This is a genomic window from Nocardioides sp. YJ-D4 (assembly GCF_054031495.1).
On sequence record NZ_CM132932.1, the window covers coordinates 958,315 to 981,792 of the forward strand.

At 69.8% G+C, this 23,478-nt stretch carries 24 protein-coding genes and 1 riboswitch; of the genes, 8 read left to right on the plus strand and 16 right to left on the minus strand.

All coding sequences use genetic code 11. The features are described 5' to 3' along the window. Nucleotides 1–78 precede the first annotated feature (78 nt). Nucleotides 79–1,497, minus strand: a complete 1,419-nt coding sequence (locus ACW14X_RS04620; RefSeq protein ID WP_457164869.1) for an APC family permease — start codon at nucleotides 1,495–1,497, stop codon at nucleotides 79–81. Between the two features lie 189 nt (nucleotides 1,498–1,686). Here ACW14X_RS04620 and ACW14X_RS04625 point away from each other — a divergent pair, with 189 nt between their 5' ends. The 4 genes from ACW14X_RS04625 to ACW14X_RS04640 are packed head-to-tail and all read left to right on the plus strand — an operon-like array spanning nucleotide 1,687 to nucleotide 5,334. Next, nucleotides 1,687–2,529 carry a DUF1028 domain-containing protein gene (locus ACW14X_RS04625; protein WP_457164870.1) on the plus strand — a complete coding sequence of 281 codons (843 nt, stop codon included), beginning with the start codon at nucleotides 1,687–1,689 and terminating at the stop codon, nucleotides 2,527–2,529. Further along, a complete protein-coding gene (locus ACW14X_RS04630; RefSeq protein WP_457164871.1) occupies nucleotides 2,526–3,995 on the plus strand; it encodes an FGGY family carbohydrate kinase in 1,470 nt (489 codons plus the stop codon). The genes ACW14X_RS04625 and ACW14X_RS04630 overlap by 4 nt, the downstream gene beginning before the upstream one ends. Then, complete coding sequence (locus ACW14X_RS04635; protein WP_457164872.1) at nucleotides 3,992–4,465, plus strand: hypothetical protein; 474 nt, start codon at nucleotides 3,992–3,994, stop codon at nucleotides 4,463–4,465. The genes ACW14X_RS04630 and ACW14X_RS04635 overlap by 4 nt, the downstream gene beginning before the upstream one ends. Further along, nucleotides 4,462–5,334, plus strand: a complete 873-nt coding sequence (locus ACW14X_RS04640) for a metallophosphoesterase (RefSeq protein ID WP_457164873.1) — start codon at nucleotides 4,462–4,464, stop codon at nucleotides 5,332–5,334. The genes ACW14X_RS04635 and ACW14X_RS04640 overlap by 4 nt, the downstream gene beginning before the upstream one ends. 73 nt (nucleotides 5,335–5,407) lie before the next feature. On the opposite strand, the gene ACW14X_RS04645 is transcribed toward ACW14X_RS04640, so the two are convergent. Continuing rightward, nucleotides 5,408–6,742: an endo-1,4-beta-xylanase gene (locus tag ACW14X_RS04645; protein WP_457164874.1), complete on the minus strand. Its 1,335-nt coding sequence runs from the start codon at nucleotides 6,740–6,742 to the stop codon at nucleotides 5,408–5,410. A gap of 194 nt (nucleotides 6,743–6,936) precedes the next feature. On the opposite strand from ACW14X_RS04645, the gene ACW14X_RS04650 reads away from it, so the two are divergent. Then, nucleotides 6,937–7,494: a GNAT family N-acetyltransferase gene (locus ACW14X_RS04650; RefSeq protein ID WP_457164875.1), complete on the plus strand. Its 558-nt coding sequence runs from the start codon at nucleotides 6,937–6,939 to the stop codon at nucleotides 7,492–7,494. A gap of 54 nt (nucleotides 7,495–7,548) precedes the next feature. Here ACW14X_RS04650 and ACW14X_RS04655 read toward each other — a convergent pair whose 3' ends face one another. From ACW14X_RS04655 to ACW14X_RS04675, 5 genes are read right to left on the minus strand one after another with little or no spacing between them, the layout of a single operon-like run. After that, complete coding sequence (locus ACW14X_RS04655; protein WP_457164876.1) at nucleotides 7,549–8,367, minus strand: NADPH-dependent oxidoreductase; 819 nt, start codon at nucleotides 8,365–8,367, stop codon at nucleotides 7,549–7,551. A gap of 59 nt (nucleotides 8,368–8,426) precedes the next feature. Continuing rightward, the gene (locus ACW14X_RS04660; RefSeq protein WP_457164877.1) at nucleotides 8,427–9,317 is read right to left on the minus strand and encodes a hypothetical protein; all 891 of its coding nucleotides are present in this window, start codon (nucleotides 9,315–9,317) and stop codon (nucleotides 8,427–8,429) included. Between the two features lie 25 nt (nucleotides 9,318–9,342). Beyond that, a complete protein-coding gene (locus ACW14X_RS04665; protein WP_457164878.1) occupies nucleotides 9,343–10,188 on the minus strand; it encodes an arylamine N-acetyltransferase family protein in 846 nt (281 codons plus the stop codon). Then, entirely contained in the window at nucleotides 10,185–10,628 is a 444-nt protein-coding gene (locus ACW14X_RS04670) for a flavin reductase family protein (RefSeq protein WP_457164879.1), read from the minus strand. Before ACW14X_RS04670 ends, ACW14X_RS04665 begins: the two co-directional genes overlap by 4 nt. 50 nt (nucleotides 10,629–10,678) lie before the next feature. Continuing rightward, nucleotides 10,679–11,428 carry a lysophospholipid acyltransferase family protein gene (locus ACW14X_RS04675; protein WP_457164880.1) on the minus strand — a complete coding sequence of 250 codons (750 nt, stop codon included), beginning with the start codon at nucleotides 11,426–11,428 and terminating at the stop codon, nucleotides 10,679–10,681. A gap of 98 nt (nucleotides 11,429–11,526) precedes the next feature. Between ACW14X_RS04675 and ACW14X_RS04680 the strand changes: the two genes are divergently transcribed. Then, the gene (locus tag ACW14X_RS04680) at nucleotides 11,527–12,015 is read left to right on the plus strand and encodes a hypothetical protein (RefSeq protein WP_457164881.1); all 489 of its coding nucleotides are present in this window, start codon (nucleotides 11,527–11,529) and stop codon (nucleotides 12,013–12,015) included. Here ACW14X_RS04680 and ACW14X_RS04685 read toward each other — a convergent pair. Genes ACW14X_RS04685 through ACW14X_RS04705 form a run of 5 tightly spaced genes read right to left on the minus strand, consistent with a single transcriptional unit; the run spans nucleotide 12,012 to nucleotide 16,042 of the window. Continuing rightward, on the minus strand, nucleotides 12,012–12,983 hold the full coding sequence (locus ACW14X_RS04685; protein WP_457164882.1) for an ROK family protein: 972 nt from the start codon (nucleotides 12,981–12,983) through the stop codon (nucleotides 12,012–12,014). The two genes, ACW14X_RS04680 and ACW14X_RS04685, sit on opposite strands and share 4 nt — an antisense overlap. 10 nt (nucleotides 12,984–12,993) lie before the next feature. After that, complete coding sequence (locus tag ACW14X_RS04690; RefSeq protein ID WP_160024369.1) at nucleotides 12,994–13,947, minus strand: ROK family glucokinase; 954 nt, start codon at nucleotides 13,945–13,947, stop codon at nucleotides 12,994–12,996. 3 nt (nucleotides 13,948–13,950) lie between these two features. Continuing rightward, nucleotides 13,951–14,373, minus strand: a complete 423-nt coding sequence (locus ACW14X_RS04695) for a DUF5304 family protein (protein ID WP_160024370.1) — start codon at nucleotides 14,371–14,373, stop codon at nucleotides 13,951–13,953. After that, on the minus strand, nucleotides 14,370–15,599 hold the full coding sequence (locus ACW14X_RS04700; protein WP_457164883.1) for an ArsA family ATPase: 1,230 nt from the start codon (nucleotides 15,597–15,599) through the stop codon (nucleotides 14,370–14,372). Before ACW14X_RS04700 ends, ACW14X_RS04695 begins: the two co-directional genes overlap by 4 nt. Then, the gene (locus ACW14X_RS04705; RefSeq protein ID WP_160024372.1) at nucleotides 15,596–16,042 is read right to left on the minus strand and encodes an SRPBCC family protein; all 447 of its coding nucleotides are present in this window, start codon (nucleotides 16,040–16,042) and stop codon (nucleotides 15,596–15,598) included. Before ACW14X_RS04705 ends, ACW14X_RS04700 begins: the two co-directional genes overlap by 4 nt. 132 nt (nucleotides 16,043–16,174) lie before the next feature. Between ACW14X_RS04705 and ACW14X_RS04710 the strand changes: the two genes are divergently transcribed. Next, complete coding sequence (locus ACW14X_RS04710; RefSeq protein WP_457164884.1) at nucleotides 16,175–17,968, plus strand: AMP-dependent synthetase/ligase; 1,794 nt, start codon at nucleotides 16,175–16,177, stop codon at nucleotides 17,966–17,968. An 87-nt stretch (nucleotides 17,969–18,055) separates the two neighbouring features. On the opposite strand, the gene ACW14X_RS04715 is transcribed toward ACW14X_RS04710, so the two are convergent. From ACW14X_RS04715 to ACW14X_RS04730, 4 genes are all read right to left on the minus strand, one after another. Continuing rightward, nucleotides 18,056–19,303 carry a M48 family metallopeptidase gene (locus ACW14X_RS04715; RefSeq protein ID WP_457164885.1) on the minus strand — a complete coding sequence of 416 codons (1,248 nt, stop codon included), beginning with the start codon at nucleotides 19,301–19,303 and terminating at the stop codon, nucleotides 18,056–18,058. Beyond that, nucleotides 19,300–20,502 carry a hypothetical protein gene (locus ACW14X_RS04720; protein ID WP_457164886.1) on the minus strand — a complete coding sequence of 401 codons (1,203 nt, stop codon included), beginning with the start codon at nucleotides 20,500–20,502 and terminating at the stop codon, nucleotides 19,300–19,302. Before ACW14X_RS04720 ends, ACW14X_RS04715 begins: the two co-directional genes overlap by 4 nt. Before the next feature lie 38 nt (nucleotides 20,503–20,540). Continuing rightward, a complete protein-coding gene (locus tag ACW14X_RS04725) occupies nucleotides 20,541–21,527 on the minus strand; it encodes a C40 family peptidase (protein ID WP_160024376.1) in 987 nt (328 codons plus the stop codon). A gap of 17 nt (nucleotides 21,528–21,544) precedes the next feature. Then, a riboswitch (cyclic di-AMP (ydaO/yuaA leader) is annotated at nucleotides 21,545–21,749 on the minus strand. Nucleotides 21,750–21,845: 96 nt separating this feature from the next. Continuing rightward, complete coding sequence (locus ACW14X_RS04730) at nucleotides 21,846–22,028, minus strand: hypothetical protein (protein ID WP_457164887.1); 183 nt, start codon at nucleotides 22,026–22,028, stop codon at nucleotides 21,846–21,848. Between the two features lie 123 nt (nucleotides 22,029–22,151). On the opposite strand from ACW14X_RS04730, the gene ACW14X_RS04735 reads away from it, so the two are divergent. Continuing rightward, entirely contained in the window at nucleotides 22,152–23,417 is a 1,266-nt protein-coding gene (locus ACW14X_RS04735; protein WP_160024377.1) for an NYN domain-containing protein, read from the plus strand. The last annotated feature ends 61 nt before the right edge of the window (nucleotides 23,418–23,478 follow it).

The window sequence follows — 23,478 nt, forward strand, 5'->3', positions numbered from 1 at the left end:
ACGAAGTCATCTCAGACACGGCAGGGCCGGCGTACGTCCTCGAGAGAACGTACGCCGGCCCTGACCGAAGTCACCCGGTTACTTGTCGTCCTCCGGGTTTACGTCCATGTGCTCGATGTCCTGGAAGTGGGGCGGCTCGTCGTCCTTGTTGGCGAACTTGTTGATGAGCCACGTGATGGCCCACAGGATCACGCCGATGACCATCAGGCCGCCGGCGATCTCGTAGACGATCCCGTCGCGGTCGACCCACGGGCCGGCCAGGTAGATGCACAGGATCGCGGCGATGGGCGGCAGCCACCTCGGCGCGGTGAAGAACGCCTTGTCCGTGTCGGCACGTCGGTTGCGCAGGACCACGCAGGCGATGTTGACGATCGCGAAGACGCACAGCAGGAGCAGCGCGGTCGTCGAGCCGAGGTTGGAGACGATGTTGCTGTCCGGGTCGCTGGAGACGTACCAGATCAGGCAGAGCGCCAGCACCGTGGTGAAGATGATGGCGATGTAGGGCGTACGGCGGCTGGGCAGGACCGCGCCCAGCTGCTTGGGCAGCACCCGCTGCTTGGCCATGCCGTAGACGAGCCGGCTGGCCATCAGCATGTTGATCAGCGCGGTGTTGGCGACGGCGAAGACCGCCAGGAACGGGAACACCTTGTCGATCGGGAAGTCGGGAGCACCCTTGGCGACCACCTCGAGCAGGGCCCGGCCCTCGGACTCACGGATCGTCTCGAGCTCTCCGGGAGACAGGACGCTGACGACCGAGACCGCGACCAGGATGTAGAGGAGCGCGGCCGCACCCAGGCCCATGAACATCGTGCGCGGGAAGATCTTCTCCGGCTCCTTGGTCTCCTCGACCATGTTGACGGCGTCCTCGAACCCGACCATCGCGAAGAACGCCACCGAGGTGGCGGCGGTGACCGCGAAGACCACGCCCATGTCGTTGTAGTCGTCGAAGGAGATCAGCTCGGCCATGTCGGCCTCGCCCTGGGCGATGACGAAGAAGCCGACGCCGATGACGATGCACAGCGCGACCATCTCGACGACGGTGAGGATGATGTTGAACTTCACGCTCTCGCCCACACCACGCAGGTTGATCAGCGCCAGCAGGACCATGAAGCCCAGCGCCAAGAGGGTGACGGCGCCCTCGCTGGGCGCGTCCATCCAGCCGTTGATCTCCAGGCCGCCGAAGAAGTTCTGCGCCAGCGTGTTGGCCGAGGTCGACGCGCTGGTGATGCCCGAGCAGGCGACCGCGAAGGTCACCATGAAGGTGAGGAAGTGGAACCCGAACGCCTTGTGCGTGTAGAGCGCGGCGCCGGCCGCGCTCGGATACTTGGTCACCAGCTCCAAGTAGGAGTACGCCGTCATGGTGGCCACCACGAAGGCGAGCAGGAACGGCAGCCACAGGATGCCGCCCACGTAGCCGGCCATGGTCCCGGTGACGGCGTAGACGCCGGCTCCCAGGATGTCACCGACGATGAAGAGCAGAAGGAGCCAGGGCCCCATCACTCTCTTCAGCTCAGGTGTTTCTTCTTTCGCCAGGGTTGTCATGATGTCCTTCCTGGTCACGTTCGAAACTCAGTTCCGAAATTGGGATGAAGGGATCCCTCAATCAAAGCCCAACCTCGCCGTCAGGTGTACGACAATTCGTCAACACGCCGTAACCGGACGAAATTTCGTGGATAGGGTCACGCCATGACCTTCTCCATCGTCGCCCGAGCAGTCGATCCAGGCACCGGGGAGCCCACCTGGGGTGTGGCCGTCGCTTCGAAGTTCCTCGCCGTCGGATCGGCCGTCCCGGCCGCCGTCGCGGGCGTCGGAGCCATCGCCACCCAGGCCGAGGCCAACGTCGCCTACAAGGGTCTCGCGCTCGCTCACCTCGACGAGGGTGCGACCGCCTCGGTCGCCCTCGAGAGGCTGCTGGAGGAGGACGAGCGGCGGGACCACCGTCAGGTCGGGATCGTCGACGTCGACGGCAACGCCGCGTCCCACACCGGGCCGTCCTGCTTCGCCTGGGCGGGTGGCCGGACCGGCTCCACCGAGAATGGCGCGTACGCGATCCAGGGCAACATCCTCACCGGCCCCGAGGTGGTCGAGGCGATGGAGGCCGCCTGGCTGGCTTCCTCCCCGGAGGAGCCGTTGCAGCACCGGCTGCTGGCAGCCCTGGCCGCGGGCGACGAGGCCGGCGGCGACAGCCGCGGCCGGCAGAGCGCGGCCCTCCTGGTGGTGCGCGAGGAGGCCGGCTACGGCGGCAACGACGACATCGCTGCCGACCTCCGGGTCGACGACCACGCGGCGCCGATCACCGAGCTGAAGCGGCTCCTGGACCTCAGCGACTTCTACCTGACCGCGTCGACCGAGGCCGAGAAGGTGCAGGTCACCCCCGAGATCGAGGCCGAGGTGGAGACGTACGCCGCGGCGCAGGGCGCCTCGGGCTTCCTCGCCTGGGTCGCCACCGAGAACTACGAGATGCGGGTGGCGGAGGACCTGTCCTGGATCGACCGGCGCATCCTCGACATCGTCAGGACGCCGAAGTGAGCGCGATCCTCGCCATCGACGCCGGCACCACCGGCGTCACCGCCCTGATCGTGACCGAGAAGGGCGAGGTCGCGGCGCGGGGCTATGAGGAGTTCGACCAGCACTTCCCCAGCCCGGGCCGGGTCGAGCACGTGCCCGAGGGGATCTGGCAGGCGACCCTGGAGGCGTGCCGTACGGTCCTCGCGGCCCACGGCAAGGACGACCTCGTCGGCATCGGCATCACCAACCAGCGCGAGACGGTCGTGCTGTGGGACCGAGAGACCCTGGGGTCACCGCGGCGGGCGATCGTGTGGCAGGACCGGCGTACGACCGCGATGTGCGCCTCGATGGCCGAGCACGACGCCCGCGTCCGGGAGCTGACCGGGCTCCGCCTGGACCCCTACTTCAGCGCGACGAAGCTGGCCTGGATCCGTGAGAACGAGCCGCACACGTGGGCGCACGTGGAGTCGGGGCGCTATGCGATCGGCACCGTCGACTCCTACCTCATCGCCCGGATGACCCGCGGCATGCACCACGTCTCAGACGTCTCGAACGCGTCGCGGACACTGCTGTTCGACATCAACACCAACGACTGGTCCGACGAGCTGTGCGACCTCTTCGGCGTGCCGCGCGACGCGCTTCCGGAGATCGGTCCCAACTGGGGCGAGGGCGTGGTCACCGACCCGCGCTCGTTCCTGGATCTCTCGCTGCCGATCGCCGGAGTGGCCGGGGACCAGCAGGCGGCGCTGTTCGGGCAGGCGGCGTTCGAGGTGGGCGACTCCAAGTGCACCTACGGCACTGGCTCGTTCGTGCTGACCAACACGGGCACCACCCCGCAGCGGTCGGAGTCCGGGCTGCTCACCTCGCCGGGCTGGATGTCACCGTCGGGAGAGGTCACCTACGTCCTCGAGGGCTCGATCTTCGTGACCGGCGCTGCGGTGCAGTGGCTGCGCGACGGCCTGCAGATCATCGGCTCGGCCGCGGAGACCGAGGCCCTGGCGAGCACCGTCACCTCGTCCGAGGGCGTTGTGTTCGTGCCCGCCCTGACCGGCCTCGGTGCGCCCCACTGGGACCCCGACGCCCGCGGCACGATCATCGGCATCACTCGCGGCACCACCCGCGCCCACATCGTGCGGGCGACCCTGGAGGCGATCACCTTCGAGGTACGTGACGTGATGGCGACCATGCCGACGCCCGTCGCCTCGCTCAACGTCGACGGCGGCGCGGCCGCCAACAACCTGCTGTGCCAGCTCCAGGCCGACCAGCTCGGGGTCGACGTCTCTCGCCCTCGCCACGTCGAGACCACGGGTCTCGGCGCGGCCTTCCTCGCCGGCCTCGGGGTCGGTGTGTGGTCCTCGTTCGACGAGATCCGCGAGACCTGGGCCCTGGACCGCACCTTCTCCCCCGACGCGTCGCGTCGCGATGCGGCCGATGAGGCGTACGCCTCCTGGACCCGGGCGGTCGAGCGCTCCCGACAGTGGGCATGAGCAGTCCGCCGCGCGGGCTTCCCTGGTGGGCGTGGACGCTCATGGCGGGCACGCTGCTCGTCGTCGCGGTACTGGTCGCGGTCGTCGCACTGGTCGTCGCCCGGGTGGGCACCGACCTGCGGGAGGCGGCGGAGGACCAGCCGGCCGACTGCGTCGATCTCGCGCATGCGGTGGGAGCGCCGGACCTGCCGGACGGGACCTCCGCGGCGAGCTGCACCTACATCGGGTTCCAGGACTGGCAGATCGAGGGTGCGATGACGGTCCCCCGGGCCGAGCTCGACGCCTGGCTCGCCCAGTTACCCGGCTCGCCGGTGCTGGACGGGGCCGGCTGCACCGACGACGCGGTCGCCTGTGCCCAGGTCGACCTCACCCAGGTCGGGGACAAGATCGACGCCCACTACCTGGACGTCGCCGTCCTGAGCGAGAACGACGGCGTCGCCGAGGTCCTCATGGCAGCCTTCACCACGTGACCCGGATCCTGCATCTCTCCGATACCCACGTCTCCGCGACCGGCATCGACATGGACGGTGTCGACGCCGTCGCCGCGCTGGAGCGCATCCTGCACGACGCCCGCCACCTGCCCGGCCTGGACGCCGTCGTGGTCAGCGGCGACATCGCCGACGACGGATCGGCTGCGGGCTGCCGCTCCGTCATGGAGCGGGTGGGTGCGTTCGCGGCCGAGCGCGGCATCCCGCACCTCTACTCGACGGGCAACCACGATGCCCGCGGCCCGTTCCGCGAGGTGCTCGGCAGCGGACATCGCGATCCCGACGGGAGCGACCGCGGCCGGCTGCTGGACCCGGACTCGGACCTGTGCGCGGCGGTCAGCCACCTGGGCGAGCTCAGGGTCATCACCATCGACAGCCTGGTCCCGGGCAAGACCCACGGCTTCCTCGACGAGCACCAGCTGGCCTGCCTCGCCGACGAGCTGGCCACTCCGGTACGCGACGGCACCGTCCTCGTCCTGCACCATCCGCCCCTTCACCTCGCCTCGGTCCCCTACGTCACCGATGTCGTCCTGCGCAACATCTCCGCCCTCGGCCGGGTGGTGCGGAGCAGCGACGTACGCGCCATCCTCACCGGCCACCTGCACTTCCAGGTCAGCGGATTCCTTGCCGGCGTACCCGTCTGGGTGACCCCCGGCATCGTCACCCGCATCGACACCACCGCTCCCCCGCATCTCGTACGCGGCGTGCTCGGTGCCGGCGCGAGCGTCGTCGACCTCGCCGACCCGGCCTCCCCCACCTTCCACGTCCTCTCCGCCCGCGACCCCCGTGCGGGCGAGCAGGTCTACCTCTACGACCCCGCCTCCGGAGAGGACGCCCTCGAGGAGCTCTGAGGCGCGCCACCTATTCGACGACGCAGCCTCGGCTGCGGATCATCCGCAGCCGAGGCCTCAGGCGTATCGTGCGTCAGGCCGCGGTACAGGTCGCGGTCGGTGTCGCGGTGTTCCCGCCCGAGTAGAGCGTGATCCCGAACTGGTTGCCGTTGCCGTTCGGCGTGGCCGTGAGCGTTCCCGACGTACCGGAGATGCTCGCGTTCCAGGAGTTCTGCAGGCTCTGGCCCGAGCCGGTGCTGATCCGGACCACCCAGTCGTCGGTGCCGCTGACGGTGAACACGGTGTTGAACCGGTCGTTCCAGGACTCGGTCCGGGTGACACTCACCGTGCAGCTCCCCGCCGGCGGCGTGGACCCGCCGTCGGCGGTGTTGAGCTGGTCGAGGACGTAGCCGTAGGCGAGCTTCTTGTTGCCGGAGCCGTCGAAGAGCAGCGGGGTGTCCGAGGCCCGCCACGAGTCGGTGTCGCGTACGCCCCAGACGGTGATGCCGGTGCAGCGGGTCACAGCCATGCAGGCCTGGGTCACACCGCGGAACTGCTCGGCCTGCGAGGTGCCGGAGCCGGCGATGTCGAGCTCGGTGATCTGTACGTCGACGCCGAGGTCGGCGAAGTTCTGCAGCGTGACGTGGTAATTGCTCGGCACCGGGTTGCCCGAGTTGAAGTGGGCCTGGAAGCCGACGCAGTCGATGGGTACGCCGCGCGACTTGAAGTCGCGGACCATGTTGTAGACGGCCTGCGTCTTCGCGTGGCTCCAGTTGTCGGTGTTGTAGTCGTTGTAGCAGAGCTTCGCGTTCGGGTCGGCGGAGCGGGCGGCGCGGAAGGCGGCCTCGATCCAGTCGTTGCCGGTGCGCTGCAGGTTGGAGTTGCGGCGCGCCCCGGACGAGCCGTCCTCGAAGGCCTCGTTCACCACGTCCCAGGCGTAGATCTTGCCGCGGTAGTGGCCGGCGACCCCGGCGATGTGGTTGAGCATGGCGCTGCGGAGCGAGCTGCCCTCCATGTTCTGCATCCAGCCCGGCTGCTGGGAGTGCCAGGCCAGCGCGTGCCCACGGACCCGCTTGCCGTTCTGGATGGCCCAGTTGGCGATCTGGTCCCCGGAGGAGAAGCTGAACTGGTTCGGCGACGGCTCGGTCGCGTCCATCTTCATCTCGTTCTCGGCGGTGATCATGTTGAACTCGCGGTTCGCGATGGTCGTGTACTGCGAGTCGGACATCCGACTCGCGGCGATGGCGGTGCCGAAGTAGCGGCCGGACTCGGCCGCGGCTGCCTGCAGGGTGGAGCCGTCGGCCAGAGCGGGGCCGGCGACGGCAGTGATGGCGATGCCGCTGGTGATCACCAGGGCGGCAAGGGTGGTGAAGGCGGCGGTTCCTCTGGCCTTCATGGCGTGCAGGGGTCTGACACGAACTCGGGTCATCATCGATCCTGTTCTCCCGGAATGAAAGGTGGTCGGTGGTACCTCAGAGCTCGCGCGAACTCGCTGGAAAACGTTATCGACATCGTTTTATAGCGTCAATAGATTCGGTCGAATTGACGTGACCTACCTCACACAGGATTCCTGTTTCGGGCCGCCCGGCAGCGAGACCGCAGTGTCATGACACGCTTTGACACGTGCCCTTCACCCACCGCATCGCGACCCACGAAGACATCCCGGCCCTGACGGAGATCATGAACGTGTCGATCGGAGAGCTCCAGAAGGGGTTCCTGACCGCGGCCCAGATCACCTCGAGCCGAACGGTGATGGGCATCGACACCCAGCTGATCGAGGACGGCACCTACTTCGTGGTCGAGGAGGACCACCAGATCGCCGGCTGCGGCGGCTGGAGCAGGAGGGCGACGCTCTACGGCGGCGACCACACCCCGGGCCGCGAGCCGAAGCTCCTCGACCCGAAGACGGACCCGGCCAGGGTCCGGGCGATGTACACCAACCCGGCCTTCGCCCGACGCGGCGTCGGCAGGCTGATCCTGGACCTCTGCGAGCGCGCCGCATCAGCGGAGGGCTTCACCACGCTCGAGCTGATGGGCACCCTGTCCGGAGAGCCGCTCTACACGACGTACGGCTTCGAACCGGTCGAGCGGATCACCGACGACCGTGGCGGCGCACCCGTCCCGCTGGTCCGGATGCGGAAGAGCATCACGGCCGAGCCCGGGGACACGTTCGCCGTCTGACGCTCAGCGAGCGGAGAACATCCGCTCCGGCACAGCCGTGGGAGAAGCATCCCTTCAGCGGCCGGCGAGCCCGAGGAGCTCGAGCTGAGCCCGAAGCCGATGGCGACCGGACATGCTGGCGGGTCCGACGAGACGCGTCAGGACGCGCTCGGACCAGCCGCCGTCCAGACCGTAGGTGGCGTTGTAGCCGCCGAGCCGATCGTCGTACGCAGCGAGGTCGTCGGCACCCGGGGACGAGTAGGTCTCGTGATGGAGTACGACAGACTGCGGGAGCCGAGGCTTGACGCCGGCCTCCTCGGTGGGGTCGGGCACGCCGACCGCTAGGCCGAAGACGACGAACGCCCCCGGAGGCAGGCCGATCTCGGCCGCGATCTCCTCGGGACTGTTGCGGGCGCCACCGACGCAGACCGTGCCCAGGCCGAGCGACGAGGCGGCGACGATGGCGTTCTGAGCGGCGAGGGTGGCGCCGATGACCCCGAGGAGCGTCGACTCCAGGTAGTCGGTCGCCTCGACCTGGGTCCCGGCGGCCGCCGCGAGCCCACGGGCGCGGCTGAGGTCGGCGACCCAGAGCAGGAAGAGCGGTGCCGCCTCGATGAACGCCTGGTCCCCGGCCAGCTCGGCGAGCCGTGCCTTGCGGGCCGGGTCGCGTACTGCGACGACGCTCCAGGTCTGCAGGTTGGAGGAGGTCGGCGCCGACGAGGCGGCCGCGACGATGGCGGTGAGCTGGTCGTCGGTGACCGGGTCGCTCAGGAACGAGCGCACCGACCGGTGCCCGAGCTGATGCTCGATCACCGCGCTGGTCGTCGCCAGGTGAGCGAGAGCGGGGTCGCGGTAGCGGGCAGAGACGGCGGAGTCGGTGACGGTCTCGGTCATCCGGCCAGAATAGTCGACTGAAAAACTCGACATTGACAGCGTCCGTGGGCCGGAGCCACCTAGCCGCCGAGGCGCTCCACCTCAGCGGCTGCGGAGTCGCGAGCAGCGGCGGCCTCCGCGACCGCGTGCTCGGCGGAGTCGCGGGCGTCCTCCGCCTCGGTGAGCTCGTCGTCGACGTCGGCGGCGGCGGACTCCAGGTCGGCCAGCCGGCGGCGTAGGTCCTCGATCTCCGACTTCACCTGGAGCGACCTCGCCTCGACATCCTTGAAGGCCAACATCGCCTTGTCGCGTTGCTCCTCCGCACCGGAGAGCGCAGACTCGGCCTCCGTGAGCGCCTCCCGGGCCTCGTCGAGGGCGGCGGTGTCGGGCAGGTCCGGGACGGCCCGCAGCGGCTCCCGAGGAGGCGGGACGACCTCGGGGACCTCGAAGCCCAGGGCGTCCGGAAGAGCGACGGCGGACGCCGCGTTCACGGCGTCGACCCCGGTGGCGGCCAATGCGGAGACGAGCAGGCCGCTGCGTACGGCCTGAGCGGCGGACTCGTCGATCATGGCCGCGGTCAAGGTGGCCTCGACCTGGGTCGCGACCGCCTCGGTCACCCGGAGACCGTGCTCGCGTGCCAGCCCGCGGGCACGGGTCGTCACCGCCGCGGTCAGCTGGCGGCGCTGCTTGGTGAGCTCCCGCAGCTGAGCGGCGTCCATGCCCGTCTGCGCCTCGCGCAGCAGAGCGCCGACCGAGATCACCTGCTCCACCTGCTCGGTCTCGTAGCGCACCAGCAGGTTCACCACCCACGCCGCGGTCGAGGGCTTCTTCAGCGCCTTGACCGGACCCGCCAGCGGCGTGCCCTTCAGGCTCTTGACCCGCGCGTCGCGCTCCGGCGTGAAGTCGGCCAGCGGCAGCCCGTAGAGCTCGGCCGCGATGTCGAGCAGCTCGGGGGCAGGTTCGTCGCTCATGTCCGCCATCTCAGCACGTCGGCGACTAGCGCGTCAGCAACCACTCGTCGTAGTCGGCGGCCTGTCGCTTGTGGAGCTCGCGCAGCGCGTCCTCCTCAGCACCCAGGAACGACAGCCCGAGACCACCCAGGGCTGCGCGCCACTCGTCGAAGTTCCGCAGCTCACGCGTCGACGCCCCGGGTCCGGTCCGCGTGTGCCGGATCGAGCGAACGGTGTCAGCACCCGTCGCGCCACGCCGCTGCACGACGAGCTTGCGAGTGAAGTCGCCCTCGGGCGGCGTGGAGAGCCGTAGGTGCGACGTCTCGATCGCGTCCTGCGCAACGTCGCCGCGGACGAAGCTCCCGTTGAACGAACCGTGAGGATCGTGGTGGAAGGTCCACCCCGACTCCCCCACCCGCGCCAGCCGGTAGACGAAGCCGGCCTGTCGGAAATGCCCGTCGACCAGCGGCAACGGGTCACGGAAGCCGTCCCCGTAGCCCACGTCGGCAGCCCACCGGCCAGCCGGGTTCGATGAGGTCGGCAGTCCACGGACCTCGATCGCCAGGTGGTCCAAGGCCCCCGAAGGACCGGTCGCCTCGAGCATCTGGCCGAAGCGGCGTACGACGTCGAAACCGAGCTCCTCCAGCACCAGCGAGAAGACCCCGTTGTTGTGGAAGCAGTAGCCGGCATTGCCCCCGGCCGCGACCCGCTCCAGCGTCACCTCGGGGTCCACCGGGTCCGGCGCCCCCACGGCCCCGATGGCGGCGAGCATGATCGAGAGATTGTCGTAGGGAAGCGTGTCGAGATGGCGGTGATGAAGATCGACGAGCGTCTCGTACGTCGCGTCCGGCCGCCCTTCGATGCCGAGCCGTCGCAGATAGCCCTCGATCATCGCTCATACCTCCCGTGCCTGTGGACCAGCGGGTCGGCGTCGTCACCGACCTCGAGCGACACGATCTCGCAGGTCGCCAGAGCAGACCAGCCGATTTCCTGCATCGACACCAGGCGTACGCCTGCCCAGGTCGGCGCATCGGCGAGGCGACGGCCGAACTCGGTCGTCTCCCACGACCCGAAGCGGAACGCGCCGCCGGGAGCGGGAGCGGTGCCCCCGAACGCCTCGGCGAGGTCGCGATGGCGCCAGTGGAGCAGCGACACGACCCCTACGCCGGTCTCCTCGAGCTCGTCGCGGAGATCCGAGTCGGGATCGAGCAGACCGAGGACGGCGCCGGGCGACCCGTTGGCCACCATCAGTGAGGAGACCGTCAGCCCCGCCCAGGAATCGGCAGAGCCCGAGGTCCACAGCGACACCCGCCCACCCAGACGACCGCGCAACCGGCGTACCGGATCCTCCGGCGTCGGGAACGGGTGGGACGAGTGGATCGTCAGGCTACGTCCTTGGTAGGCCCGGTGGACTTCTTCGCGGGCTTCTTCGCGGGCTTCTTGCCCTCGGCCAGCTTCTTGGCCTCGGTGGCGTACATGTCGACGTACTCCTGGCCGGAGAGCTTCAGGATCTCGTAGACGATCTCGTCGGTGATCGCGCGCAGGATGTAGCGATCGTTGGTCATGCCCTCGTAGCGCGAGAAGTCCAGGGGCTTGCCGTAGATGACCCGCGGGTGCACGAGCTTGCCGAACTTCTTGCCCGGAGGCGCGATCACGTCGGTGCCGATCACGGCGACGGGGATCACGGGCGCACCGGTGTCCAGAGCCAGTCTGGCGATGCCGGTCCGTCCCCGGTAGAGCTTGCCGTCGTGGGAGCGGGTGCCCTCGGGGTAGATCCCGAAGAGCTCGCCCTCGGCCAGGACCCGCTTGGCGGCGATGAGCGCCCCCTCGGCGGCGGTGGCCCCACCGCGGTCGATCGGCACGTTGCCGGTGCCCGAGAAGAAGACCCTCTGCAGGAAGCCCTTGGGGCCCGTTCCGGTGAAGTACTCCGCCTTGGCCACGAAACGCACCATCCGCTTCATCCCGAGCGGCATGAAGAGCCAGTCGGCGTAGGAGAGGTGGTTGCTGGCCATGATCGCCGGGCCTTTGCGCGGGATGTTCTCCGTGCCCTCATAGGACGGACGGAAAACCGCTCGCAGGAGAGGCCCGATCGCCACCCACTTCAAGAACGAGTAGAAGAGCTTCGTCGACACCCCATCGCCTTCCCTAATTGCCTTCGACCGATGAGCCTATAACGAGACAGGTACTTCGACTCCCGCACCCTGTCATGGGATCCGGCTAGGCTTGAGGAGTGAGTGACCGAGACGACCGGCCCGAGGACGCGACCGGGGCCCCAGACGACGCCTCCGTGCCCTCGGAGAGCCAGCCGTCGGACGACGAAGCATGGCGCGAGATCGTCGAGAACTACGGCGACCGCCCCGCCCTCGAGGAGGAGCCCGTCGCCCGCGATCTCTTCGAGAAGAAGATCGACATCGTCGAGACCGTCGACGAGCCGGACGCCTATGACGACATGTGGCGCGACGACGAGGAGGGCTACGTCCCACCTCCTCCGCCGCCGCTCCCGAGGCCGACCCCGGCGCGCCTGCTCGCCTGGATCGGGGTGCTCGGAGCGCCGGTCGCCGTGCTGGTCCTGATCGTGGTCACCCAGGTCACCGGCCGGCACTTCAACAGCTGGGTCATCGGTGGCCTGGTCGCCGCCTTCCTGGCCGGCTTCGTCTACCTGCTCGCGACCATGCCGTCCGAGCCCCGCGACCCCTGGGACGACGGCGCCCGCGTCTAGGTCTGGCTCTGGCTCGAGGTGAGGCGGCGAGCCAGGATGCTCGCCCCCACGACGCCCGCCTCGGCACCGAAGGCGGTCGCCACGATCGGCGGGACCTCACGATGGAGACGACCGACGAGCGAGGCCTCCAGCGCCGTGCGCGCCGGCGCCAGCAGCAGGTCGCCCGCGGTGGAGACTCCCCCGCCGACGACCAACATCTCGGGGTCGAAGGCGGCCACGAGGCCGGCCATCCCGACCCCCAGCCACGACCCCACCGACTCGTACGCAGCCAGCGCGAGCGCGTCGCCACGGGCCGCGGCGGCGGTGACCGCGGGGCCGGTGATCTTGAGCGGGTCGCCGGCGGCCAGCTCGTCGAGCGCGCAGCCGGCGTACTCCTCGGTCTCCACGCGGGCGCGCACGAAGGCGACCAGCGCGTTGCCGGAGGAGTACTGCTCCCAGCAGCCGGTGAGGCCGCACTCGCACGGGAGCCCGCCGGGCACGACCTGCATGTGGCCGAACTCCCCGGCCATGCCGTTGCGGCCCCGGACGATCTTGCCGTCCAGGATCACGGCGCCGCCGATGCCGGTGCCGAGGGTGATGAGCAGGGCCGAGTCGACGCCGCGGGCAGCACCGAGCTCCAGCTCGGCCAACGCGGCGCAGTTGGCGTCGTTGTCGAGCGCCACCCGGGTGCCCCATCGCGAGGAGAGCCGGGTCAGAGTCGGCTCGCCTCGCCAGGGCAGGTGGGGAGCGAACATGACCCGCTCCCCGGCCGCGTCGACGAACCCCGCGGCGGCCAGGCCGACGCCGGCGACGGGCCGGCCGGCGGCCACCTCGGTGACCGCCTCGGTCAGCGCGTCCTCCACCAGTTCGAGCTCGACCCGGCGTCCGGGCGTGCTGCGCTGAGCGGTGCGGAGCACCTCACCGTCCGGAGAGACCTCTGCCGCGAGCACCTTGGTGCCGCCGATGTCGACACCGATGTGCAGGCTCACTGGTGCTGGCTCACTTGCGAGCCAGGTCCGCAGCGCCGATCAACCCTGCCTGGTTGCCGAGCGTGGCCTTGCGTACGTCGAGCATCGGCCGATGTCCGCGGCCGGTCAGCTGAGCCTGGAAGGCGCGCCGAGCAGGCCCGAGCAGCAGGTCGTCGGCCTCGGCCACTCCCCCGCCGATGGCCACCACGGCCGGGTCCAGCACGGCGGCGATCGAGGCGATCCCCTCGCCGAGCCAGATGCCGAGGTCGGTCAGCGCCTCGATCGCGAAGGCGTCCCCGTCGCGGGCCGCCTCGGTGATCAGCGGGCCCTTGATCTTGTCGAGGTCACCCTCGGCCCGGTCCAGGACCTCGCGGGCCAGCAGGGACCCACCGCGCGCGGCGGAGCGGACGTTGCGCACCAGGGCCGACCCCGAGGCGTACTGCTCCCAGCAGCCGCGGTTGCCGCAGCCGCACAGGTGGCCGTTGGGCACGACCCGCATGTGGCCGATCTCGGCGCCGACACCGAAGGCGCCGCGGTAGAGCTCGCCCTCGAGGACCAGGCCGCCGCCGACGCCGGTGCCGACGGTCACCAGCATCATGTTGTCGACCTCGGCGCCCGCGCCGTACTCGAACTCGCCCCACGCGGCCGCGTTGGCGTCGTTCTCGATCACGACCGGCAGCTCGAGGACCTTCTCCAGGCGCTCCTTGAGCGGTACGTCGCGCCAGGCGATGTTGGGCGCGAACATGACCGTCGAGCGGCCCTTGTCGATGTAGCCCGCGGCACCGATGCCGACGCACTCGATCGGGTGGCGGGTCTTGAGCTCCTGGACCACCTCGATGATGGCGGCCTCGATGGCCTCTGGGCTCTTCGCCGGCGACTCGACGCGGTGGTCCTCGATGATGTTGCCGTCATGGTCGACGACGCCGCCGAGGATCTTGGTGCCACCGACGTCGACACCACAGGCGAGCTTCTTCGTCGTCGTCATGACTCAGCTCCAGCCGTCGAGATCGATCCGCTCGACCTTCTCGGAGCGCTGCGCCCAGTCCCGGGTCGCATCTTCCTCAGCCCGCACGCCATCACTGTGAGCATCCTCGCCTTCACTAGGGCCAGCACCCGGACTCGTGGCCGCCGCGTTGAGCACCGTGACCGCGGCCTGCATCAACGAAGCGGCAGCGCTGGCCAGGTGCACCTTGACCTCCGGACTCGACTCCCGGAGGACATGTACGGTACGGCACAGCGGGCAGTAGGCACACTCCGGTGCCCCGGTATCGAGATGCTCTCCGACCGCCTCGGTGAAGTGGCCGATCCGGGAGTCCTTGGCCCACTCGCCGATGGCCTCCATCAGCCGGCCGAGCTCCTCGGCGGTCGACCCCAACGGCTCGTCCGCCCACTCGTGGCGCTGCTCGCTCACGATTTCTCACTCTCGGTGTTCGTCGTCTGACGAGAAAACGTTACTCGCAGCTCCCCGCCCTCGACCCGCGCCCCGCTGACGCGCATCCGGGCGAGTGCGGCGGGAAGGGTCAGGAGCCGTCGGTACGCCCCCACCGTGATCGCCAGCTCGTCGCCGTTGCGGCCCAGCCGCACCTGGTCGCGCTCGACCCACTGGGCCAGCCCGGGCAGCGCCAGATGGACGATGGTGGTCTCGCCGGTGGTCTCGGTGCGGAACGGAGCCGCGGTCTCGGGAACGGCCAGCGGATCGATGCTGCCGGACCAGGCGTACGCGGCCTCGGCGACCTCGCGCAGGTCCTCGACCCCGACCGGTTCGGTCGGCCGGTAGAACGAGCGCCACACGGGCAGCCCCTCGAAGGAGGCGCCGACGTCGCCGAGCACGTCGTCCTGGGCCTTGACCCAGCCGGCGCGCCAGTCGTCGGAGCCGCCGGCCGGGAAGATCCGGTTGGCGACCACACCGTCGACGCGGTAGCCGTAGAGGGACAGCGTCGTCCAGGACCGTCGTGCCTCGGCGAGCACGACGCGCTCGGGGGTCAGCACGATGCGTACGGACGCCTCGGGGCCCGAGAGCAGGGCTCGGACCTCCGCGAGCTCGTCGTGGAGCCGCACCAGGGCGTCGAAGACCGAGTCGCCGGGCATCGGCACACCGGCGGCCTTGGTCAGCACCGGCTTGAGCGCCTTCACCATCTTGCGCTGCACCGGGAGGATGCGCTCGAGATACCAGCCCAGGGCCTCGGGAAGGGCGAGCAGCCGCAGCGTCTCGGCGGTCGGGGCGCAGTCGACCACGATCGTGTCCCACTCCCCCGAGACCGCCATCCGGCGCAGCTCCAGGAGCGCGAAGACCTCCTCGGCCCCCGGGATGATGGTCAGCTCCTCGGCGGCGATCCGGTCCACCCCGATCGTGTCCAGGACGCTCAGCAGGTAGCCCTGCACCTCCGCCCACGACTCCTCGAAGCGGCGCTGGGCGTCGACGTGCTGGACGTAGAGGTGCTCGGTGACCTGGACCGGCTCCGAACCCAACGCGCCCTCACTGTGCCCAGGGAGGGCGAACGCGTCGCCCAGGGAGTGGGCGGCATCGGTCGAGAGGACCAGGGTGCGCAGGCCGCGGGCTGCGGACATCGCCGCGGTGCCGGCCGAGACGGTGGACTTGCCGACGCCGCCCTTGCCGGTGAAGAGGAGGATTCTCACGAAGGCATGCCCTGCTTCTCGACTCTCTGCTTGAGGCCTCGCAGCGCGGTGTCGATCAGGACCTTCTCGCCCTTGCGCTTGAGCATGCCGATCAGCGGGATGCTCAGGTCGAGCGCGAGCCGGTAGGTGACCTCGGTGCGACCGCCGAGGTCGCGCAGCACGTAGGCGCCGTCCATCGACCGCAGCAGGTTGCCCTTGACCAGCGACCAAGTCACCTGGCGGTCGTCGTCCCAGTCGTACGCCAGGGTGTATTCGTCCTTGATCGGCGCGACATCCAGCACGAACCGGACCTGCTCGGCCCGCCCGTCGACCCCGGTCTCGAGGACGCTGACCTCCTGCATGCCCTTGGCCCAGGCCGGATAGGACTTGAAGTCCGCGATCACCGCCATCACTGCCGAGGGCGCGGCCTCGATCACGATCGTCGAGGTGGTCTGATCGGCCATCGGTGGTGTCCTCACTCCCTGACTTGCTAGGTGCCATGGAGCGTACCGGATAGCATCCCGGTGAAATGGTCGGGCTGTGACGGGGGTAACCTCCGGTTCGTACCCACCTACCATCAGTATGCGGAGGCCCTAGTGCGCGAGTTCTCCACGCCCGCGACGTACGTTGTTCCCCCCACCGGCAGTCTGAGCGACGACGTCGTGCGTAACGCCGCCGAGGCACCCGATGCCGCCGTCCTCAGCCGGCCAGGCGCCGACGGCTCCTGGGTCGACGTGACGTCGTCCGAGTTCCTCGCTGAGGTCTCGGCGGTCGCCAAGGGACTGATCGCGGCTGGTGTAGGCGCTGGGGACCGGGTCGCGCTGCTCTCGAAGACGCGCTACGAGTGGACGCTGATCGACTACGCGATCTGGTTCGCCGGCGCGACGACGGTGCCGATCTACGAGACCTCCTCCGCCGAGCAGATCGCATGGATCCTCCAGGACTCCGCCGCCGTGGCGATCGTCGCCGAGGACGCCGGCCACATGAGCCGGATCAGCGAGGTCCGCGCGGGCTGCGCCGCGCTCAACAGCGTGTGGTCGATCAACGACAACGCCGTCGACCTGCTGGTCAAGCTCGGCGCGGACATCACCGACGAGCAGCTCGAGGCCCGCCGCAGCGCGGTCACCCCCGACGACGCCGCGACGCTGATCTACACCTCCGGCACCACCGGGCGCCCGAAGGGCTGCGTGCTGACCCACGGCAACTTCATGTTCGAGCTCGGCGTCGTCGTCGACTCGCTCGACGGCCTGTTCAACATCGAGGGCCGCAGCACGCTGCTGTTCCTGCCGCTCGCGCACGTCTTCGCACGGATCATCCAGATCGGCTGCATCACCTCCCGCACCCGTCTGGGCCACACACCCGACATCAAGAACCTCGTCGCCGACCTCGGCACCTTCCAGCCGACCTTCGTGCTGGCCGTGCCGCGGGTCTTCGAGAAGGTCTACAACACCGCCTCGCAGAAGGCCGTGGCCGACGGCAAGGGCCGCATCTTCGACATGGCCACCGAGGTCGCCATCGAATACTCCCGGGCCACCGAGACCGGCAAGGCGCCGTTCCTGCTCGCCGCCAAGCACAAGCTGTTCTCCAAGCTCGTCTACGGCAAGCTGCTCGCCGCGCTCGGGGGCAACTGCTCCTACGCGATCTCCGGCGGAGCGCCGCTCGGCGACCGCCTGGGCCACTTCTACCGCGGCATCGGCGTCACCGTCCTGGAGGGCTACGGCCTCACCGAGACGACCGGCGCGCTCACCGTCAACCTGCCCGAGGCGTTCAAGATCGGCACCGTCGGCCGGCCGATTCCCGGCACCTCGGTGCGTGTCGCCGATGACGGCGAGCTGCTCTTCAAGGGCGGCCAGGTGCTGAAGGAGTACTGGCAGAACCCGGCCGCCACCTCGGATGCGAAGACCGAGGACGGCTGGTTCCACTCCGGCGACCTCGGCGAGGTCGACGACGAGGGCTTCGTCAAGATCACCGGCCGCAAGAAGGAGATCCTGGTCACCGCCGGCGGCAAGAACGTCGCCCCGGCCGTCCTCGAGGACCGCCTGCGCGCCCACGTGCTCGTCGACCAGTGCATCGTCGTCGGCGACGGCCAGCCGTTCATCGGCGCGATCGTCACCATCGACCCCGAGGCGCTGCCAACCTGGGCCGAGGCCAACGGCAAGTCCGGCGACATCGAGGACCTCGTCGAGGACGAGGACCTGCGTGCCGCCATCCAGAGCGCCGTCGACGACGCCAACAAGGCGGTCTCCAAGGCCGAGTCGATCCGCAAGTTCGTGATCATCCCCGAATCCTGGACCGAGGAGGGTGGCCAGCTCACCCCCAGCCTCAAGCTCAAGCGCAACGTCGTCATGCGCGAGTTCAGTCACGAGGTCGAGGCGCTGTACGCAAAGTAGTTGCTCGTGCCGCCGAGTCGGCGCATCTTGACGCCTTGGAGCGAAGCGAAGCGAGCGAGGCGTCAAGATGCGCCGACTCGGCCTATTTCAGTCGAGAACCCGATGAGCAATAGCGATCCGCTGCAGCGTCGTCGGGTGGGAGCCGAACCACCACTGCGACCAGGCCTGCGGTGACGGGTCGGAGAGCGAGCGGGCACCGAGGTCGTGCTGCAGCCGGGTGAACGACTCCAGGTCGCCGGTGGCATGGAGCGCCTCGACGTCGGCGCGGGCCTCGACGTGTCGGCTGAGGCCGTTCTGGATCGGCATCGCCAGCACGCTCGCGAGCGCGAAGACGGCCATCAGCATCGGGACCGCTTCGGGAGTGGCGTACTCGTCCTGGCGCCGGTAGGACAGCAGCAGGCCGAGCAGACCGACGCCGGCGACCGCACCGGCGGCGCCGATGACCGTGCCGACCAGGACGTCGTCGTGCTTGGCGTGGGCGAGCTCGTGGGCGACGACGGAGAGGACCGCCCCGCGCGCGGCGGCGCCCCGCTGCGAGTCGACGAGGTTGTCGTAGAGGACGACGCGGCGGGTGGAGCCGAAGCCGGTGACGTACGCATTGAGGGAGGTCGTACGCCGAGAGGCGTCGACCACCAGGACGTCGTCGAGCTCGACGCCCTCACGTTCGGCGATCGCCATCACCTCGGTCCGGAACTGGCCGCGCGGCAGCGACTCGAAGTCGTTGAACAGCGGCTCGATGACGACCGGATAGATGAACGAGCCGACCACCACCAGGGCAGCGACCAGGGCGGCGGCGACCGCCGGCCACCAACGCCGGCCGAGGCGGATGCAGGCGAAGAGGGCGAGCAGCGCCACGGAGGTGGTCACGATGCCGACGACCTGGTTCAGCAGCGAGTCGCCCAGCCAGGGTCCCCACGCCTGCCGGGAGAGTCCGTGGCGCATCTGCAGCCGGTGGATGGCCACCCCGAACGGCAGCGTCGCGATCCAGCCGAGGAGCGTGACCACGGCGACGGCGAGCACCACCCGGAGCAGCCATGGTCCGGGCAGCCGCGCCACCAGGCGCCGGCCGAGCGAGGTGAACCCGAGCACGCAGGCGACGACCAGAGAGACGAGGAGCGACGCCCGGCTGATCCAGCGGGCGGTGCCGGAGTAGGCCAGCATCCGCTCGAGTTCCTCGGGCGTGAACACGTCACGCTCGTCGGGCAGGTCGAGCGCGCCGCCCGGGTAGGGATGCCACGGAATCAGCGCCCAGGCGAGCACCACGAACGCCACCGCCCCGAGGACGAGAACCACCCACGACGTACGTCGCGTTGCACTCACTTCCGCCCGACTCATCGAGCCGAGTGTGACAGATGGGTCCGCCAGCGGGCGGTCAGCTCCTCTTCTCCGAAGCCGAAGCCGGCCTGCAGCGCCTTCTCCAGGCCGATGCCGCGACCGGTCTCCTCGTAGAGGTCGACCAGGGCCTGCTCGCCGCCGGCCTCGGCGAGGACCTCGCAGGCGAGCCAGGCGGCTTCGTACTCGGCGCCGAAGTGCTCCGAGCGGGTGTTGAACTCGGCCTTGCCCGGGAGGTGGTCGGGGGCGCCGTTCTCGCGGACCTGGGCGAGGATCTGGCCGGCGGTCTTGGACAGCGGCAGCTTGGTGTCGCGGAGCGCGACGTAGTCGGCGAAGCCCTCGACCAGCCACATCGGCCGACGGGTGTTGGTCGCGGCGTCGGTGGCCGCATGGGTGGCCTCATGGGTGATGACGATCTGGGCGCCGGGGGCGTCGAGGTCACCGATGACGCCCTGGTTGACCCACACGTGCAGCGGCGTCCCGGCCTTCGTGGAGCCGTCGACGGTCGCGGTCACCGCCGCGACGGCGGCGTAGGTCCCGGGCTGCGCGCCGAGCGCGGAGTCGAGGCCGTTCGCGGGCACCTCGAGGACCAGGCGCGGGTTCTTCCAGGGGATCACCTTGCGGACCCCGGCGACAGCGGTGCTGGCCAGCTCGGCGTAGCGGTCGGCTACGTCGGCCGAGGCCTGGGCGATGACGAGGGTGGAGCCGGTGCGGCGCACCTCGACCGGGCCGCTGAGCCACAGCGGCACGCGGGTGCCCTGGGCCGCCGAGAAACCGGTGATCGCGCCCTCGGCGTCGAAGCCGACCTTCAGCTCCTCGGTCAATACCGGGTCACCGGGGCTGCGCCACGACATCTCGACGTCGGCCGTCCAGGAGCCGTCGGGCTCCACGTTGCCCGACTCGGCGACGTACCTCGCGGTGACGTCCCCGAGGCCGATGGCACGGGCGTTGCGTACCGCCACCGAGGCGGCGTCCTCTCCCTCGGGCTCCGCCCCGTCGCGTACGCCGTCGACCAGGGCATCCAGCGAGGCCCGGGCACCCTCGGTGTCGGCGCGCACGTCCGGCGCGCTGCTCGGGGTCGGGGCGACGTACTCGCCCCCGCCGGTGAGCCGCCAGCCGACGAACCCGGCGAGCAGCATCACCAGCACCAGCGCGGCCCCGATCAGGGCCGGGCGAGAAAGAAGAGAGCCGACCGTTCGCACCTGCGAACGATCGGCCTCTTCGGGGTGCTGGGTCAAACTCAACCCGGGCGGACAGCGCCCGTGTAGGGCATCTCGTCCATCGGGGAGACCTTCACACCGGTGCTCGGGTTGGACGCGTGCACGATCATGCCGTTGCCGATGTAGATGCCGACGTGGCTGATCGGGCTGTAGTAGAAGACCAGGTCACCGGGGGCGAGCTGGTCGCGCGAGACCTGGGGTCCGCTGCTGTACTGCGCCGAGGAGGAGTGCGGGAGCGAGACGCCGGCCTGGCCCCAGGCACCCATGGTGAGGCCGGAGCAGTCCCACGACTCGGTGCCGGTGGCGCCGTAGACGTAGGCGTCGCCGACCTGGGCGAGGGCGTAGTCGACGGCCACCTTGGCGCGACCCGAGGGCGGCGGCAGGTTGGAGGGGATGCTGGTGTCGGTGGACTGGAACTCCTCCAGCTCATCGGCCTCCAGCTCGTCGAGCTCGGCCTGGGCCGCCTCGTACTTCTTGTCGATCTCGCTCTTCTTCTGCTGCATGGTCGTCTTGATCTTGGCCATCTGGGACTTGGCGTCCTCGGTGGCCTCGCGACGAACCTGAAGGGCCTCCGCCTCGGTGTTGTACCGAGCGAGGAGGTCGGCCTGCAGCGCGTTGTAGGACGAGACGGTGGAGAGACCGGCGAGGAACTCCTGCGGGTCCTCGGAGGTGATCACCTGGCCGACGGCAGAGACGTCGGAGCCCTCGAACTGCCGCAGCACGGAGTCACGGAGCTCGGCGCGGATCTTGTCGAGCTCCTTGCTCTGACGCTTCTCGTCGGAGTTGAGGTCCTCGAGCTGGTCCTTGAGGTCCTGCAGCCGCAGCTTGGCGTTGCTGTAGTCCTCGTTGGCCGCCTCGGCCTGGGTGTAGAGCTTGTCGACCTTCTTGCGAACGTCGTCGATGTCAGGGTCTGCCTGGGCGGGGGTCGCTGCGGGAATGATCCCGGCGACTCCGATGGCGGCGATGCCGGCTGCTCCGGCAATGAGTCGCTTCCGGTCGCGTGTCACGAGCGGACGGTCTCCTTGTGTGTAGTCGTTGACGCCTACCGGGTGAGCTGACGGGTTCAGGCACGACCTGCCTTACCACCGCTCCTCGATCTGGTCTCCCAGATCGCCCTTGCGGCGGATGCACCCCAGGTGATCGCACTCCGTGTTCGCGGCGTACGACCGGTGTGGTTCCCCGGCTCCTGGCCCGCCCCGAAGCGGGCCTGGACTAAGCGCGACACTCGCGTGGGCCGGTTGACCCACTTCCACGAGCGCCAAGTTCCTGCGCACACTAGCCGACGGCATCCCCCACCTGCCAACCACCCACGCCCAAAAGTTCGGCTACATCCCTTCCACCATGCGCAGCGGCGGGACCATGCCTCCTTCGGCCAGCACGTCGAGCGCCCGGCGCTCGTCGTCCTCGATGGTCAGCTCCGGCGGTGGCCCCAGAAGCACGGTGACCACGCAGTCGTGGCACGCCAAACCGCGCACGAGGCAGGTGTCACAGTCGATTCTCGTCGTCATGTGAGTGACGGTCTCACCGAGCACCGACATTTTTGCTTTCGTCCGGTTGCGTCCGGCGTGTCACCACCATCGCAGCACGGTATTCGAGGCGGCGATCGCGGACCGGGTCCCTACACTTGGCACATGGAGGTCTCCGCGTACGCGACGCTCCCCGACACGGTCCGGGGGCGCATCGTCGCGCTCACGGCCGGGGTGCTTCCCGACGTGGTGCGCCTGCCGCCCGCGCTCAAGCGGATCGCCGACTTCGCGCCCGCCCGGCGGGCCAAGGCCGGCGGCGCGATGATCGCCTCGGTGCTCGAGAGCGACGACGAGGTCCGGGAGAAGGTCGGCAGCCAGCTGCGACCGGCGTACGTCTCCGAGGGCTCCGCCGACGACGTGGTCCTCCCCGAGGATCCGGCCGAGGCGGCCGCGGTCGTCTGGCTCATCCGCCCCGACGGCTGGGAGGTCTCGCTCAAGGAGGCCCTGGACCGGCTGGAAGCCGCCGCGGTGCCGGTGGTCGACGCCGAGGTGGCCAGGCTGCGCGGCAAGCTCGCCGCGGCCGAGGACGAGCTCCGCGAGGTGCGTGCCGACCGCAAGGCCCGCCTCGACGACCTCAAGGCCGACAACACCGCGCTGCGACGCAAGCTCGGCGAGGCCCGGGCCGCCGCACGCGAGGCCGGCACCGGGCTGGACGAGGCCCTGACCGAGGCCCGCACGGCGCTCGCCCGCGCCGAGGACGAGCTCGCCGCACGTGACCGCCAGCTGCGGCAGCTCCGCAGCCAGATCGACAAGCTGGAACGCGAGGCCGCTGCCGAGCGGCGTACGTCCAAGACGGACCGTGAGGACGCCTCGCTGCGCGCCCGGTTCCTGCTCGACACGCTGCTCGACGCGGCTGGCGGCCTGCGTCGGGAGCTGGCGCTGCCGCCGGTCACCGGCACCCCGGGCGAGCGGGTGGAGGCCGAGCTGGCCTCCGCTGACGCCGCCGCCGGTGCCGGGGTCACCAGCAGCGCCCACCTCGAGCAGTTCCTGGCGATGCCGCGGGTCCGGCTGATCGTCGACGGCTACAACGTCTCCAAGGCGCTGTGGCCCGACTCGGCGCTCGATGCCCAGCGGCTGCGGCTGCTGCGGGCGATCGCGCCGATCGCCGCCCGCACCGGTGCCGAGACGACCGTCGTCTTCGACGCCCACTCCGCATCCGTACGCCCCACCGCGGTGCCTCCGCGCGGCGTCAAGGTCCTCTTCTCCCCCGAGGGCGTCATCGCCGACGACGTCATCCGCGACCTCGTCGACGCCGAGCCCGCCGGCCGCGTCATCCTGGTCGCCACCGACGACGCCGAGGTCGTCAAGGACGTACGCCGCGCCGGCGCCCGCACCGTTCCGCTCTCCTCGCTCTCGCCCCTGCTCGGTTGATCCCGCAGGCTTCCTGCGCCACACCGGCCTGATTCGATAGGTTCTCCCGACGTTCGAATCA

Excerpts from the sequence above, each read along its gene's own strand:
- ACW14X_RS04620 (WP_457164869.1), bottom strand. The coding sequence starts at position 1,497 with ATGGGGCCCTGGCTCCTTCTGCTCTTCATCGTCGGTGACATCCTGGGA.
- ACW14X_RS04645 (WP_457164874.1), bottom strand. The coding sequence starts at position 6,742 with ATGACCCGAGTTCGTGTCAGACCCCTGCACGCCATGAAGGCCAGAGGA.
- ACW14X_RS04625 (WP_457164870.1), top strand. The coding sequence starts at position 1,687 with ATGACCTTCTCCATCGTCGCCCGAGCAGTCGATCCAGGCACCGGGGAG.
- ACW14X_RS04715 (WP_457164885.1), bottom strand. The coding sequence starts at position 19,303 with ATGAGTCGGGCGGAAGTGAGTGCAACGCGACGTACGTCGTGGGTGGTT.
- ACW14X_RS04660 (WP_457164877.1), bottom strand. The coding sequence starts at position 9,317 with ATGAGCGACGAACCTGCCCCCGAGCTGCTCGACATCGCGGCCGAGCTC.
- ACW14X_RS04690 (WP_160024369.1), bottom strand. The coding sequence starts at position 13,947 with ATGACGACGACGAAGAAGCTCGCCTGTGGTGTCGACGTCGGTGGCACC.
- ACW14X_RS04635 (WP_457164872.1), top strand. The coding sequence starts at position 3,992 with ATGAGCAGTCCGCCGCGCGGGCTTCCCTGGTGGGCGTGGACGCTCATG.
- ACW14X_RS04730 (WP_457164887.1), bottom strand. The coding sequence starts at position 22,028 with ATGACGACGAGAATCGACTGTGACACCTGCCTCGTGCGCGGTTTGGCG.
- ACW14X_RS04655 (WP_457164876.1), bottom strand. The coding sequence starts at position 8,367 with ATGACCGAGACCGTCACCGACTCCGCCGTCTCTGCCCGCTACCGCGAC.
- ACW14X_RS04665 (WP_457164878.1), bottom strand. The coding sequence starts at position 10,188 with ATGATCGAGGGCTATCTGCGACGGCTCGGCATCGAAGGGCGGCCGGAC.
- ACW14X_RS04705 (WP_160024372.1), bottom strand. The coding sequence starts at position 16,042 with ATGGCCGATCAGACCACCTCGACGATCGTGATCGAGGCCGCGCCCTCG.
- ACW14X_RS04735 (WP_160024377.1), top strand. The coding sequence starts at position 22,152 with ATGGAGGTCTCCGCGTACGCGACGCTCCCCGACACGGTCCGGGGGCGC.